The following is a 13,869-nucleotide window of genomic DNA, read 5'->3' on the forward strand; positions in this document are numbered from 1 at the left end:
GGGCCCCTGAGGCGCAGGAACGTACTGGATGTTACCGCTCACTTCGGGGACGGGCAAGACCGGTGATTCCGACACCGGCGACCCGTCGCGCGACCGAAGACACCAGACCGGACTCCCCGTCGTCGCCTCGCGCGGTTCGCCGACGATCCCCGAGGAGGCGACGCTCGCCACGTCGATGACGGCGGCGCACGGCGTTCGCCGCACATCCGGGCCGACCGGTGCTTGACACCCCCTGACAGCGGTCCTATTTTGTGATGACTGGGTGTTCCCGGTAACAACACAGCCCCTCGACCGCCCTGCGGTCACCCGAAGACCGCGATGACGCGTGTCCCGGCGCCCCCGACGTCGCCGTCCGGGCCGGAGATGCGCCTCGCGTCGCCCGAAGAGCAAGGACGCCCGCAATGCGCACGCGCACACGTTCACCCCAGTGGAGGAAGGGCCTGGCCGTCACAGCCGCGGTCACCCTCACGATGACCGGATTGGGCGCCACCGCGACGGCCGCCCACGCGGCCACGGGGCCGCAGCCGCTCATCCACTACTCGTTCGACGGCGCCGACGGCGTCACGATCGCCGACAGCAGCGGCAACAGCTACAACGCCACCCTTCGTCAGAACGGCGGCTCCGTCACGGGCGGCGCCCTGTCTCTGCCCGGCGGCGCGGCCGGCACCGCGGCCTACCTCGACATCCCCACCGCCGGCCTCGTCGGCAAGAAGGACCTCACCATCTCGACGTGGCTCTCGCCGCGTTCGGGCAACGGCAACGTCGCCGCCGCCTTCATCGGCGCCCCCGTCGCCTCCGGCGCGTCGTTCTCGTCGGGGTATTGGCTGCTCAATCCCGCCAACCCCAACGGCTATGTCAAGTCGGTCGTCACCAACTCCGTCAACGCCGGCGCTCCGTGGGGCACCGAGGTCGGCCCGGGCGCGACGAACACGGCCACCACCGGTGCGCGTACCCCCGCAGGGCTCAGCCTCTACACGACGGTGATCAGCGGGACCACCGGCCAGCTCAGCGTCTACATCAACGGCACGCGTATCGCGCAGAACACCATCGCGCGCGACGTCTCCTCCTTCGGATCGTCGCTCGTGTCGTACCTGGGCCGTTCGACCTACCCCGACGCGGGGTGGAGCGGCCTCGTCGACGACTTCGCCGTGTACTCCTCGGCTCTCAGCGAGAGCGACGTCACAGCGCTGTACAACTCGCAGGCGCTCGACCGCGCCGTCGCCGGCGTGAGCGTGCCGTCCACGGCCCTCACCGACTTCACGGTCCCCACCTCCAGCGCGGGCGCGACCGTCAGCTGGGCGTCCGACAACGCCGCCGTCGCCTTCACCGGCGGCGCGGCGAAGGTCACGCGTCCGACCTCCGGCTCGGGTGACGCCTCGGTGACCCTCACCGCCACCTTCACCGTCGGTGCCGAGACGCGCACGCAGACCTATGCCGTGACGGTCCCGCAGCAGCTCGCCGACTCCGAGAAGGTGTCGCGCGACCTCACCGCCCTCTCGATTCAGAATCTCGACAACATCCGTGGCAACTTCTCGGTGTCCACCGCCGGTGCCCAGGGGTCGACCATCGTCTGGTCGGTCGCCCCCGCCGGTGCGGCGAACGCCGAGCTGCGCGACGGTGTGCGCGCAGACTCGCGCACCGTCGAGGTGAAGCGTCCGGCCGCCGGCTCCCCCGCCGTCGACGTGCAGCTCACCGCCACCGCCACCAACGGCAGCGCGACCTCGAGCCGCACCTTCACCGCTCGCATCCAGCCCATGCCGGGCGCGACGGACAAGACCGAGGCGTACTTCTGGACCTACTTCACCGGTGAGGGCGACGGCGCCGAGCGCGTCAGCATCGCCGCCTCGAAGGGCAACGACGCGCTGAGCTGGAACACCCTCAACCAGGGCAAGCCGATCTTCACCTCGACCGTCGGCACCCAGGGTCTGCGCGACCCGTTCATCATCCGCGCTCCCCACGGCGACAAGTTCTACATGATCGCCACCGACCTCAAGATCGACGGCCTCGCGGGCGGCTTCGCCACCGCGCAGATCTCCGGCTCGAAGTACATCGAGGTCTGGGAGTCCGACGACCTGGTCACCTGGTCGGCACAGCGTCACGTGAAGGTGTCGTCGGACTTCGCCGGCAACACTTGGGCCCCCGAGGCGTACTGGGACGAAGAGCTCGACACCTTCGTCGTCTATTGGGCGTCCAACCTGTACCCCACCACGAACGCGGCCGACCGCACGGGCGTGACCTACAACCGCATGATGTACGCCACGACCGACGACTTCGTCACGTTCTCCGACGCGAAGGTCTGGAGCGACGTGCGTCGCGGAAACGGTCTCGGTCTGATCGACTCCAGCGTGGCGAAGAAGGACGGCGTCTACCACCGCTTCACCAAGGACGAGGCGAGCATGACCCTGCGCCACGAGAAGTCCACCGACCTGCTCGCGACGATCTCCGGCTCGCTGCCGGGCACGACGGGAGCGGCGAACCAGTGGACCCTCGTCGAGGAGCGCGTCGCCAGCGGCCTGCCCAACGGCGAACCGAACGGCACCTACTCCAGCGGTGAGGGCCCGAACATCTTCGCGGCCAACGAGGGTGACGTGAACGGCCTCGACTGGTTCCTCTTCATCGACCAGCCGAACTATCACGGTGGACCCAACCACTACGTGCCCTTCGGCACGAACGACCTCGACCGCGCCGGCAGCTGGCAGGCGCTCGGCAGCAAGCTCCGTCAGGGCCTGCCGCAGAACGCCGACGGCGGCAAGCCGCGCCACGGCACCGTCATCCCCGTCACACGCGCTGAGTACCAGAAGGTGCTCGAGGCGTACGCGCCGAACATCGCGGTGAAAACCGTGGATGCCATCGACGTCGCCACCGACGCCGGTACGGCGCCCGTGCTGCCCCAGGCACGCCTGACCAAGGCCGACGGTTCGGTCCAGACGGTCGACGTGAAGTGGGACGCAGTGGATGCTGCGAAGTTCGCCGCCGCGGGCACCTTCACGGTGTCGGGCGTCGCACAGGACGACTCGCGCATGCCGGTCGAGGCCACCGTCACCGTCCGCTCGCTGGTGAAGGTGCAGTTCTCGGCGGAGGCGCGCTGCGTCGCCGGCAAGGTGCAGCTCGTTCTCAAGGCGGTCAACACCGGTGACACGACGGCCACGCTGGCCATGACGTCGACCTACGGTTCCAAGAACGCGACGGTCGCCGCGGGCGCCACCACGTCGGCCGTCTTCGCCACCCGCTCGGCGTCGGTTGCCGCCGGCGAGGCGCAGGTGACGGTGACCCAGGGATCGGCGACGGGGACGGTCACGGCCGCCTACGCCGCGAGATCCTGCAGCTGACCCCCCACACCGTCCCCCTCGGGTGACGGTCCGGGCCCCGGTGGATTCCCCCTCCACCGGGGCCTTCGTCGTCTCCTGGCCGCGGATACGTCCCGTGCCGGATACGGCGGCGGACTGACGCCCGAGCGGTAGCGCCCGCGTCGCGGCATCCCCCGTGGCGGGCGGCCCTGAGGCGAGCGGCCCTGAGGCAGGCGACCCCGCGGCGAGCGGCCCCGAGGCAGGCGGCCCTGAGGCAGGCGGCCCCGTGGCGAGCGGTCCCGAGGCGAGCGGCCCTGTGGGGGCACGCTCCGCGGCCCTGGGAGACCGCATCTCGCGGACGAGACGACTGCAGCCTGCGACCGCGATGTCCGTCACGTCCCGCCTCGCCGACACCGGGCAGACGAACCCGTCCGCGCGCCAGGATCGCGCCTGCGCCGCGCCCGCTCAGCCGCGCGTGAACGCAGAAGTGCCCCGGACTCTGCGGTAGCCCACCGCCACCACGAGTCCGGGGCACGATCCGTGCGTCGAAACCGACGCGCGGCACGCGCCCCGAGCGAACGGGACGCGCGAGTGCCGCATCGCCCCGGGGCAGTGCGGCGCCCGGGACGATGGGTTCTTACAGGCCCTGGGCCAGGCGGTAGTACGCCTGGTTCCAGCGCAGCTCGCTCTGGAAAGCGCGGACCGTGGTGTCCTCGTCGATGACGACGAGCTCGGTCTTGGCGATCTCGGCGAAGTCGCGGAACACCTCGATGCCCACGGCCGTCGTCATGACGGTGTGGTGGGCGGCTCCCGCAGCGAGCCAGCAGGCGGCCGAGGTGGCGAAGTCGGGCGCGGGCTTCCACACCGCGCGGCCCACGGGCAGCTTCGGCAGGTCGGGCGCGTCGACGTTCTCGACGACGTTCGCGGTCAGGCGGAAACGGTCGCGCATGTCGCTCATCGCCACGACCAGCGCGGGGCCGGGGTCGGCGGTGAAGACCAGGCGCACCGGGTCGTCCTTGCCGCCGATACCCAGCGCGTGGATCTCGAGACGCGGCTTCTTCGACGTCAGCGACGGCGAGACTTCGAGCATGTGCGCGCCGAGGATACGCTCGGCACCGGGCACGAGGTCGTAGGTGTAGTCCTCCATCAGCGAGGCGCCGCCGGGCAGGCCCGCGCCCATCACGTTGGCGACGCGCACGAGGATCGCGGTCTTCCAGTCGCCCTCGGCGCCGAAGCCGTAGCCTTCGGCCATGAGGCGCTGCACGGCGAGACCGGGGAGCTGCTTGAGCGCACCGAGGTCTTCGAACGAGGTGGTGAATGCGCCGAAGCCGCCCTCCTCGAGGAAGGAGCGCAGGCCCAGCTCGATGGCAGCGCCGTCGCGCAGAGACTGGTGGCGGTCCCCGCCCGGGAGCAGCTCGGAGGCCACGTCGTAGGTGTCGACGTACTCCTGCACGAGCGCATCGATATCGGCATCCGAAGCCTGCGCAACCGCCTCGGCGAGCTCGTTCACGCCCCACGTGTTGACCTGTACGCCGAAGCGCAGCTCGGCCTCGGTCTTGTCGCCCTCGGTGACGGCGACGAAGCGCATGTTGTCACCGAAGCGGGCGAGCTTGAGGGTGCGGGCGGCGGTCCAGCCGGCGGCGGCGCGCTCCCAGTCTTCGATCTGCTGACGGACGGCCGGGTTCGACACGTGGCCGACGACGGTCTTGCGCGAGATGCCCAGACGCGTCTGGATGTATCCGAACTCGCGGTCGCCGTGGGCGGCCTGGTTCAGGTTCATGAAGTCGAAGTCGATGTCGTTCCACGGCAGCTCGACGTTGGCCTGCGTGTGCAGGTGCAGCAGGGGCTTCTGCAGGGCATCGAGACCCGAGATCCACATCTTCGCGGGGCTGAAGGTGTGCATCCACGCGATCACGCCGATGACGTCGTCGCGGCCGTTGATCTCGAGCGCCATGCGGCGGATGCTGTCGGAGTCCTTCAGCACGGGCTTCCAGACGACCTTGACGGGCAGGCCGGAAAGGCCCTCGACGACGGCCTGCGACTGCTCGGCGACCTGCTTGAGGGTCTCTTCCCCGTAGAGGTTCTGGCTGCCGGTGACGAACCAGACCTCGTAGCCGTCGAGATCGTTCCGGAGAGTGGTGCGGGTCATGCGGGAATTCCTTTTGGTGGTGGGAGTGGCGAGAGCCGCGGTCAGGGCGTCGCCGCGATCGCGGCGTGCTCGATGGCGAGCCCCGCGCGGTATCGGGTGAGGTAGGCCGCGAACCCGGGGACGTCCTCGGGGTCGGGGTCGATGGAGACGAAGCCCGTCTGCGCGAAGACACGGTCGGTGAGATAGGTGTCGATAGGGTCTCCCGCGGTGTCCGCGGCGAAGGCCGCGAGGACCGCGATCCCCCATGCTCCGCCCTCGGACGCGGTCGCCGCGACCGAGACCGGCGCGTCCAGCGCACCGGCGAGGAAGCGCTGCGCGATCCCTGCCGTACGGAACACCCCGCCGTGCGCGTACATGCGGTCGAGCTCCACACCCTCGGCGGCGAGCACGCGCATGCCCAGGGCGAGGGTGCCGAACACGCCGTAGAGCTGCGCGCGCATGAAGTTCGCCAGCGTCAGACGACTGTCGGGCGTGCGGACGAACAGCGGCCGTCCCTCCGGCAGGCCGGCGATGGGTTCTCCGGCCAGATGGTTGTAGGCGAGCAAGCCGCCGGCGTCGGGCGCGCCGTCCAGCGATTCCAGGAAGAGCGCCTCGAACACCTCGTCGGGGTCGAGGGTGCCGCCGGCGATGGCCGCGAACCGCTCGAACAGCCCCACCCAGGCGGCGAGTTCGCTCGCGCCGTTGTTGCAGTGCACCATCGCGACGAGGTCGCCTGCGGGGGTGGTGACGAGGTCGAGCTCGTCGTGCGTGCGGCGGAGGGGACCCTCGAGCACGACCATGGCGAAGATGCTCGTGCCGGCGCTGACGTTGCCGGTGCGGGGAGCGACCGAGTTGGTCGCGACCATGCCGGTGCCGGCGTCGCCTTCGGGCGGGCAGAACAGCACACCCGCACGCAGTGCGCCGGTCGGGTCGAGGAGCGCCGCACCCTCGGTCGTCAGCTCGCCCGCGGCCTCGCCGGCGACGAGCACGTCGGGTAGCAACGAGCGGAGACGGAGGCCCGGGGCCCGCTCCGCGACGAGGCGGTCGAACTTGGCCGCCATGACGGCGTCGTAGTCGCGGGTGGCGACATCGATGGGGAACATACCGGAGGCGTCCCCGATGCCGAGCACCCGACGACCGGTCAGCTTCTCGTGGACGTACCCGGCGAGGGTGGTGAACGAGGCCACGCCGGGGATGTGGTCTTCCTCGTCGAGCACCGCCTGGTACAGGTGCGCGATCGACCAGCGCAGCGGGATGTTCGTGCCCAGCAGCTCCGACAGCACGCCGGCGGCCCGCTCGGTCGAGGTGTTCCGCCAGGTGCGGAACGGCACCAGCAGCTCCCCCTCGGCGTCGAACGCGAGGTAGCCGTGCATCATCGCGGACACGCCCGCCGCGGCGAGCGTCTCGATCGCGACGCCGTGTCGACGCTGCACGTCGGCGACGAGCGCGGCGTAGGCGGTCTGCACACCTGTCCAGACGTCGTTCAGCGCATAGGTCCAGTTGCCGTCGCGGTAGCGGTTCTCCCACGCGTGCGAGCCGGTGGCCAGCACGCGGGTGGGCTCGTCGGCATCGACGAGGCAGGCCTTGATGCGCGTCGAGCCGAGTTCGATTCCCAACACGGCGCGGCCGGAGGCGATGACCTCGGCGGGCGAGGTGGTGACGGCGCTCACCGGCGCGCGTCCGTGTTCTGGCCGTACACGTTCTGGTAGCGGTTGTAGAGCGCGTCGATGTGTTCCTGCGGGATCGGGATGAGCGGTCCCGCCTCGCGGGCGATGTGCACGGTGCGCGCGACATCTTCGAGCATGACGGCCGCCTTCACGGCATCCTTCGCGTTCGAGCCGATGGTGAACGGACCGTGGTTCTGCATGATGACGCCGCGCGAACGGTGCCCGCGCAGGGTCTCGACGATGCCGCGACCGATGGAGTCGTCGCCGATGATCGCGAACGGGCCGACCGGGATGGGTCCGCCGAACTCGTCGGCCATGGCCGTGATCACGCAGGGGATCTCTTCGCCGCGGGCCGCCCACGCGACGCCGTAGGTGGAGTGCGTGTGCACGACCCCGCCGACCTCGGGCATGTGACGGTAGACGTACGCGTGGGCTGCGGTGTCGCTCGAGGGGCTGCGCTCACTGCCCGGCGTACCGGGGATCGCGTTGCCGTCGAGGTCGCACAGGATCATGTTCTCGGGCGCCAGGTCGTCGTACGAGACGCCCGAGGGCTTGATGACGAACAGATCGGCCCCGGGCACACGGCCCGAGACGTTTCCACCGGTCCACACGATCAGGTTGTAGCGCACGAGCTCGGCGTGCAGCCGGGCGACGTCCTCGCGGACGCGGTCGATGGATTCCTGGACGCCGGGTGTGATGTCAGCAGGGGACGCTGCCACGGGGTTCTCCTTGCGGGGGTGCGGGTCGACGACGGTGCTCATTTTCGGCGCCGCGCGGTCAGCACGCGCTGCAACAGAACGAATCCGAGCAGGATACCGCCGGTGATGATGGTCAAGTATTCGGGGCGGATGCCACCGTCTTTGGTGATGATCATGGCCAGGGCGGCGAGCACCAGCGAGCCGACGACCGAACCGAGGACGTACCCGGCGCCGCCGGTCAGGAGCGTTCCGCCGATGACGACCGCGGCGATGGCATCCAGTTCCCATCCGATGCCGGTGACGTTCTGCGCCTTCCCGCCCACCTCGGCCGTGTAGACGACGGCCGCGAGGCCGGCGAGGGCACCGCTGAGCACGTAGATGAGCACGCGGGTGCGGGCGACGGGCAGGCCCATCAGCTGCGCCGAGTTCTCGGCCCCGCCGATGCCGTACACCGTGCGGCCGGTGCGGGTGCGGTGCAGGAGCATGAAGGCGGCTGCGACGACGAGCACGGCGATGAAGAAGCCGGGCGTGAGGACGAGGTCGTTCGTCTTCGGACCGTCGTACAGCTTCCAGTCGGTGGCGAGCACCAGGATCGGGGAGTTGTCCGGCGCCTGCACCGGCACGGTCGAGAGAATGGATGCCAGACCTCGCGCGAGGAACATCATGGCCAGCGTGGCGATGAAGGGCTGCACGTTGAAGTACTGGATCAGGACGCCCGAGACCAGACCGAACAGGGCTCCGAACACGATCATCAGGATGACGGCGACCCAGCCGTTGACGCCGTTGTTCATCAGCATGACGCCCGACACCGAGGTGAAGGCGACGACGGCGCCGACGGACAGGTCGATGCCCCCCGACAGGATGACGATGGTCATGCCGACGGCGAGGATGATCGTCGGCGCGAAGCTGACGAGCAGGCTCGACATGGTGCCGGCGTGGAACACGCGACCGTAGGCGAGCTCGGCGTAGACGAGCATCGCGACGAGGAGCACGACGGCGGCCAGCGTCGGGACGGCGGACTGGCTGCGACCCCACATGCGGGAGATCGCCAGGCCCCGCACCGGGACCTCGGTGCCGTGCGAGGGCGACGGGGGTGAGACGGTCGTGCTCATGCGACGACCTCCTTACGGGTACGGCGGCGTCCGGCCTGGAGGACGAAGGTCCTCACCCGCTCGGACTGCAGCAGGACGAGCAGCACGATGACGATGGCCTTGAAGGCCGGGGTCGCCGCGGCGGAGACCCCGAGGAAGAGGACGGTCTTGTTCAGGGTCGCGATCAGCAGCGCCCCGATGGTGGAACCGAGGATGGAGAACTTGCCTCCGGCGAGGGAGGTGCCGCCGATGACGACGGCGAGGATCGCGTCGAGCTCCATCTGATAGCCGGTGCCCGACACGTCGACCGTCATGACCTCCGAGACCGTGAACAGACCACCGCCGGCGGCGAGGATGCCCGAGAGCACGTAGACGGTGATGAGGATCGGACGCGGACGGATGCCGGCGAGGCGGCTTGCGTCGGGGTTCACGCCGATGGACTCGATCATGAGACCCAGGGCGGTGCGGCGCATGATCACCGTGACGACCACGACGATGACGATCGCGGTGACGAAGCTGATGGGCAGTCCGAGCACCTGGCCGTTGGAGATCTGCTGGAACGGCTGGTTCTGCGAGTTGGTGTTCTGACCACCGGTGATCACACGGGCGATACCGCGGGCGGCGAGCATCATCACGAGCGTGCTGATGAACGGCTGCAGGCCGACGACCGAGACGAGCAGGCCGTTGACGAGACCGAGGACGGCGCCGAGCAGGAGGGCGAGGCCGATCGCCATGAACATGGCGCCGAACGAACTCGTCTCGTTGAGCGAGCGCAGGAGCTCCATGGCGGCGGCACCGCCGACGGCCATGATCGATCCGACCGACAGGTCGATGCCCTTGGTGGCGATGACGAAGGTCATGCCGAGGGCGATCATGATGATCGGCGCCGACACCCGCAGGATGTCGAGCAGGTTGCCCGAGAGCTGTCCGGTGGTCGGGTTGATGCCGACGGCGAGGTAGGTCGGGTCCTTGATGACGTTCAGCGACAGCAGCAGCAGGATGCCGATGATGCCCCAGAACCAGGGAGTGCGCAGCAGCGACTTGAAGACGGTCATCAGCGGGTCTCTCCTTCGGCGAGGGCCTCGGTCTGGGCTTCCGCCTCTTCTTCGGTCTCGGCGGCGATGATCGACACGACGCGCTCGGCGGTGACGTCGGGGCCGTTGACGATCTCGCCGACCTTCTCGTGGTCCTTCATGATCACGATGCGCTCGGACAGGCGCACGACCTCTTCGAGCTCGGACGAGATGAAGACGACGCTCATGCCCGCCTCGGCGAGCTCCGCGACGGTCTCCTGGATGTCGGCCTTGGCGCCGACGTCGATGCCGCGGGTCGGCTCGTCGAGCAGCAGCAGTTCGGGATCGGTCGCCAGCCACCGGCCGAGCAGGACCTTCTGCTGATTGCCGCCCGAGAGCAGGCGGATCGGGCGCTCGGGGTCGTTCGGTCGAACGCTGAAACGCTCCATGTAGGTCGAGACGAGCTGGTCGACCTCCTTCGCGGGGATGCGGCGCAGCCACCCACGCTTGGCCTGCAGCGCGAGCATGATGTTCTCGCGGATGCTCAGGTCGCCGATGATGCCGTCGTCGCGACGGTTCTCGGTCGAGTAGGCGATGTGGTTTCCCAGACCCGAGACCGGGGAGTTGACGTTGACCTTCTTGCCCTTGAGCCGCACGGTGCCCGCGTCGGCGCGGTCGGCGCCGGCGATCAGGCGGGCGAGCTCGGTGCGACCCGAGCCGAGGAGACCTGCGAAGCCGACCACCTCGCCCTTGTGGATCTCGATGTCGGTGGGGGCGAGGGCTCCCGCACGGGCGATGCCCTCGGCCGCGTAGACGGGGGTCTCGTTGCGGTCACGGGCATCGACCTGACGGTTGGACCCGAGGGCGCGGAGGGCCTCGATGTCCTTGCCGATCATCTTCGAGATGAGCTGGGTGCGGTCGAGGTCGCGGGTCAGATACTCGCCCACGAAGCCGCCGTTGCGGAGCACCGTGATGCGGTCGCTGATCGCATAGACCTGATCGAGGAAGTGCGAGACGAAGAGAATGGCCACCCCCTGGTCGCGGAGGCGACGCATGACGGTGAAGAGCACCTCGACCTCGGCGGCGTCGAGGCTCGAGGTCGGCTCGTCGAGGATGAGCACCTTCGAATCGGTGACCATCGCGCGGCTGATGGCGACGAGCTGCTGCAGGGCGATCGAGATCGACGACAGCGGGGACCGGGGGTCGAGGTGGCCGAGACCCATACCGGTCAGCGCCTCTTTGGCGCGAGCGTGCGTAGCGCGCCAGTTGATGCCGAACGGCCCGCGGATCTCGTGGCCGAGCATGACGTTCTCACCGATGGTGAGGTTGGTGCAGAGGTTGACCTCTTGGTAGACGGTCGAGATGCCGGCCGCCTGAGCCGAGGCGGTGCCGGTCAGGCGCCGCTCCTCGCCGAAGATGAGGATCGACCCGGAGTCGATCTGGTAAACGCCGGTCAACGCCTTGATGAGGGTCGACTTGCCCGCGCCGTTCTCGCCCATGAGGGTGTGGACTTCTCCCGGCAGGAGTCGGAAGTTCACTTCGTCGAGGGCTTTGACGCCGGGGAATGTGATCGATGCGCCGCGGACTTCGACGATCGGTAGGGATTCTGTCATCGCTGACGAACTTCCTCGCTGGTACGGAGCGGGTGGGGAATGCGGAGTGGGGGCAGCCCGGGCGGGCCGCCCCCACTCCATGAGTGGTGCGTGTCGAGCGGGTGGACCCGGCTTAGAAGCCGAGGCCCTCGGCGAGCGCCGTGTCGGCCGCGGCCGGCGAGTCAAAGGTCGCGCTGTCGACGATGATCGTCTTCTCGACGGTGTCACCGGCGAGGGCCTTCTGCACCGCGTCGACGGCGGTGTCGCCGAAGAACGGGTTGTACTGGGCGACGAAGCTCAGCTGACCGGCGGCGAGAGCCTCGAGCGCACCCTTGGTGCCGTCGATGGTGGCGATCTTGACGTCGGTGCCGGGGGTCAGGCCCGCGGCGGAGACGGCCTGGGCCGCACCGATACCCATTTCATCGTTCTGGGCGAAGATGAACTGGATGTCGTTGTTGTTGGCCTTCAGCACGGTCTCGATGACCGACTTGCCTTCGTCGGTCTTCCAGTTGGCGGTCTGAGCGCCGACCTTGGTGAAGCCGGAGGCGCTGGACACCTCGGCGTCGAAGCCCTCGTTGCGCTCGTTGACGACCGAGAGGCCGGGGACGCCCTCGAGGACGAAGTACTTCGCACCGGTCGGGAAGGTCTCGACGGCCCACGAGCCGACCGACTCCGCAACCTGCTTGTTGTCGGGGGCGATGCGGGTGACGTAGAGGTCGTCGGACGCGTCGACACCGCGGTCGAGGAGCACGACGGGGATCTCGGCCTCCTTGGCGAGCTCGAGCGAAGACTCCCAGCCCGAAGCCTCGGTGGCGGTGAGCAGGATGACGTCGACGTCGTCGTTGACGAAGGTGGCGAAGGCGTCGAGCTGCGACTTCTGGTCGCTGGGGCTGGCGGCCGGGGCGTACTTGAGGTCGAAGCCGGCATCTGCCGTGAAGGCGTCCTTGATGGCCTGCTCGTTGGCGTTGCGCCATCCACCCTCGGGACCGACGGCGACGAAGCCGACCGTGGTGACGCCGTCATCGGCGGCGTCGCCACCGCTACCCGAATCGGCACCACCGGCACAGCCGGCCAGGGTCAGGGCGACTGCGCCCGCACCGATGAATCCGACGACGCCGCGCATGCGCTTCGAAATCGACATGTGTTCTCCTCCTTGAGATCTCTCCAGCATTCGGGTTGGAGAGGGGATGCTGTGCAGCTAAGAGCGGCACTCCTGGTCTTCATTAGTGTGCGCGCTAACATTCAAGAGCGCAAGACTTTTTCACGAGATTTTCCCGGTTTCAGATCACAACTCGATCACGGCCCGATGGGCGCGCTCGACCGTATCGATTCGGTGGCGAATCAGCCGGGTACGACGGCCGTCGTCGACTCGCGAATGATCAGTTTGGGCTGGATCGTGTCGTGGCTGGGATCGGTGTCGCCCTCGATGGCGGCGATGAGCTGCTGCAGCGCCAGCTCGCCGAGTTCGGCGAAGTTCTGGCGGACCGTGGTCAGCGGGGGGAGGAAGTGCCGCGCGTCGGACAGGTCGTCGAATCCGATGACGTTCACGTCGTCCGGAACCCGGATGCCGCGACCGTGCAGTCCGTGGATGACGCCCAACGCGATCTGGTCGTTCGCCGCGAACACGGCGGTGGTGTCGCCGAGGTCGAAGGACTTCCCGAACTCGAAGCCGAAGTCCGACGTCCAGTCGCCGATGATGATCGGCCCCTCCGGCAGACCCGCCTCCGCGAGGCATTCGCGCCAGCCCTCCATGCGCTCGCGGGCGTCGAACCAGTCCATGGGGCCCGCCAGGTGGGCGATGCGGCGATGACCGAGTCCGATGAGGTGACGCACGGCCAATCGCGCACCCTCGCGCTGATCGACGCCGACCGTGTGCCAGGCGGCATCCGCCTCGGCCTTGATGACGATCGTAGGAAGGCCCGTCGTCTGCTGTCGGAGCAGATCGAGCGATGACTCGCGCGGAGCGATGACGCACAGCGCGTCGACCCCCTGGGTGACGAGTTCCATCACCCCGGAATCCATTTGCGACGCGTCGTCATCGCCGATCGAGAACGCGCTCACGGCGTATCCGACCTCGCGCGCCGCCTTCTCGAGGGCGCGGAGGGTGCTGTTCGGGCCGTTCTGCACGGGGCCGTCGATGAGCACGCCGATCCGACGGGCTCGCCGGGTGGCGAGGGCCCGGGCGATCGAGCTCGGCGTGTAGTTCATCTCTTCGATCGCCTGCAGGACCCGCGCCCGCGTCGTCTCGCGGATGTTCGGGTGACCGTTCAAGACACGCGACACCGTCATGTGCGACACACCGGCGCGACGCGCCACGTCGTAGATGCTGGGCCGCTGCCACCCGCGACTCGAGGACTGGGGCATTGAGGTCATCCGATCCGAACATCATGGGC

General features: G+C 68.8%; 10 protein-coding genes. 2 read left to right on the plus strand and 8 right to left on the minus strand.

The genetic code is table 11. The features are described from left to right. Positions 1-28 precede the first annotated feature (28 nt). Together FHS07_RS05450 and FHS07_RS05455 are read left to right on the plus strand one after the other, a co-directional pair. On the plus strand, positions 29-226 hold the full coding sequence (locus tag FHS07_RS05450; protein WP_183418830.1) for a hypothetical protein: 198 nt from the start codon (positions 29-31) through the stop codon (positions 224-226). Positions 227-401: 175 nt separating this feature from the next. Continuing rightward, a complete protein-coding gene (locus tag FHS07_RS05455) occupies positions 402-3,329 on the plus strand; it encodes an immunoglobulin-like domain-containing protein (RefSeq protein ID WP_183418831.1) in 2,928 nt (975 codons plus the stop codon). A gap of 595 nt (positions 3,330-3,924) precedes the next feature. Here FHS07_RS05455 and araA read toward each other — a convergent pair. The 8 genes from araA to FHS07_RS05495 form a co-directional block, all read right to left on the minus strand. Beyond that, positions 3,925-5,436 carry an L-arabinose isomerase gene (araA, locus tag FHS07_RS05460; protein ID WP_183418832.1) on the minus strand — a complete coding sequence of 504 codons (1,512 nt, stop codon included), beginning with the start codon at positions 5,434-5,436 and terminating at the stop codon, positions 3,925-3,927. Between the two features lie 41 nt (positions 5,437-5,477). After that, on the minus strand, positions 5,478-7,085 hold the full coding sequence (locus FHS07_RS05465; protein WP_183418833.1) for an FGGY-family carbohydrate kinase: 1,608 nt from the start codon (positions 7,083-7,085) through the stop codon (positions 5,478-5,480). Further along, positions 7,082-7,843: an L-ribulose-5-phosphate 4-epimerase gene (locus FHS07_RS05470; protein ID WP_221189126.1), complete on the minus strand. Its 762-nt coding sequence runs from the start codon at positions 7,841-7,843 to the stop codon at positions 7,082-7,084. Before FHS07_RS05470 ends, FHS07_RS05465 begins: the two co-directional genes overlap by 4 nt. Then, on the minus strand, positions 7,840-8,892 hold the full coding sequence (locus tag FHS07_RS05475) for an ABC transporter permease (protein WP_183418834.1): 1,053 nt from the start codon (positions 8,890-8,892) through the stop codon (positions 7,840-7,842). The genes FHS07_RS05470 and FHS07_RS05475 overlap by 4 nt, the downstream gene beginning before the upstream one ends. Beyond that, entirely contained in the window at positions 8,889-9,926 is a 1,038-nt protein-coding gene (locus tag FHS07_RS05480; RefSeq protein ID WP_183418835.1) for an ABC transporter permease, read from the minus strand. Before FHS07_RS05480 ends, FHS07_RS05475 begins: the two co-directional genes overlap by 4 nt. Next, positions 9,926-11,497 carry a sugar ABC transporter ATP-binding protein gene (locus FHS07_RS05485; RefSeq protein ID WP_183418836.1) on the minus strand — a complete coding sequence of 524 codons (1,572 nt, stop codon included), beginning with the start codon at positions 11,495-11,497 and terminating at the stop codon, positions 9,926-9,928. Before FHS07_RS05485 ends, FHS07_RS05480 begins: the two co-directional genes overlap by 1 nt. A gap of 112 nt (positions 11,498-11,609) precedes the next feature. Further along, the gene (locus tag FHS07_RS05490) at positions 11,610-12,617 is read right to left on the minus strand and encodes a substrate-binding domain-containing protein (RefSeq protein ID WP_183418837.1); all 1,008 of its coding nucleotides are present in this window, start codon (positions 12,615-12,617) and stop codon (positions 11,610-11,612) included. Between the two features lie 200 nt (positions 12,618-12,817). Next, positions 12,818-13,849, minus strand: coding sequence for a LacI family DNA-binding transcriptional regulator (locus FHS07_RS05495; RefSeq protein WP_246383119.1), 1,032 nt, complete (start codon positions 13,847-13,849; stop codon positions 12,818-12,820). Positions 13,850-13,869: the final 20 nt, after the last annotated feature.

This window comes from Microbacterium proteolyticum (assembly GCF_014192415.1).
Lineage (GTDB): Bacteria > Actinomycetota > Actinomycetes > Actinomycetales > Microbacteriaceae > Microbacterium > Microbacterium proteolyticum.

What these genes read in the sequence shown, in the direction of transcription:
- FHS07_RS05450 (WP_183418830.1), top strand. Translation starts at nt 29, where the DNA reads ATGTTACCGCTCACTTCGGGGACGGGCAAGACCGGTGATTCCGACACC.
- FHS07_RS05455 (WP_183418831.1), top strand. Translation starts at nt 402, where the DNA reads ATGCGCACGCGCACACGTTCACCCCAGTGGAGGAAGGGCCTGGCCGTC.
- araA (WP_183418832.1), bottom strand. Translation starts at nt 5,436, where the DNA reads ATGACCCGCACCACTCTCCGGAACGATCTCGACGGCTACGAGGTCTGG.
- FHS07_RS05470 (WP_221189126.1), bottom strand. Translation starts at nt 7,843, where the DNA reads ATGAGCACCGTCGTCGACCCGCACCCCCGCAAGGAGAACCCCGTGGCA.
- FHS07_RS05475 (WP_183418834.1), bottom strand. Translation starts at nt 8,892, where the DNA reads ATGAGCACGACCGTCTCACCCCCGTCGCCCTCGCACGGCACCGAGGTC.
- FHS07_RS05480 (WP_183418835.1), bottom strand. Translation starts at nt 9,926, where the DNA reads ATGACCGTCTTCAAGTCGCTGCTGCGCACTCCCTGGTTCTGGGGCATC.
- FHS07_RS05485 (WP_183418836.1), bottom strand. Translation starts at nt 11,497, where the DNA reads ATGACAGAATCCCTACCGATCGTCGAAGTCCGCGGCGCATCGATCACA.
- FHS07_RS05490 (WP_183418837.1), bottom strand. Translation starts at nt 12,617, where the DNA reads ATGTCGATTTCGAAGCGCATGCGCGGCGTCGTCGGATTCATCGGTGCG.
- FHS07_RS05495 (WP_246383119.1), bottom strand. Translation starts at nt 13,849, where the DNA reads ATGACCTCAATGCCCCAGTCCTCGAGTCGCGGGTGGCAGCGGCCCAGC.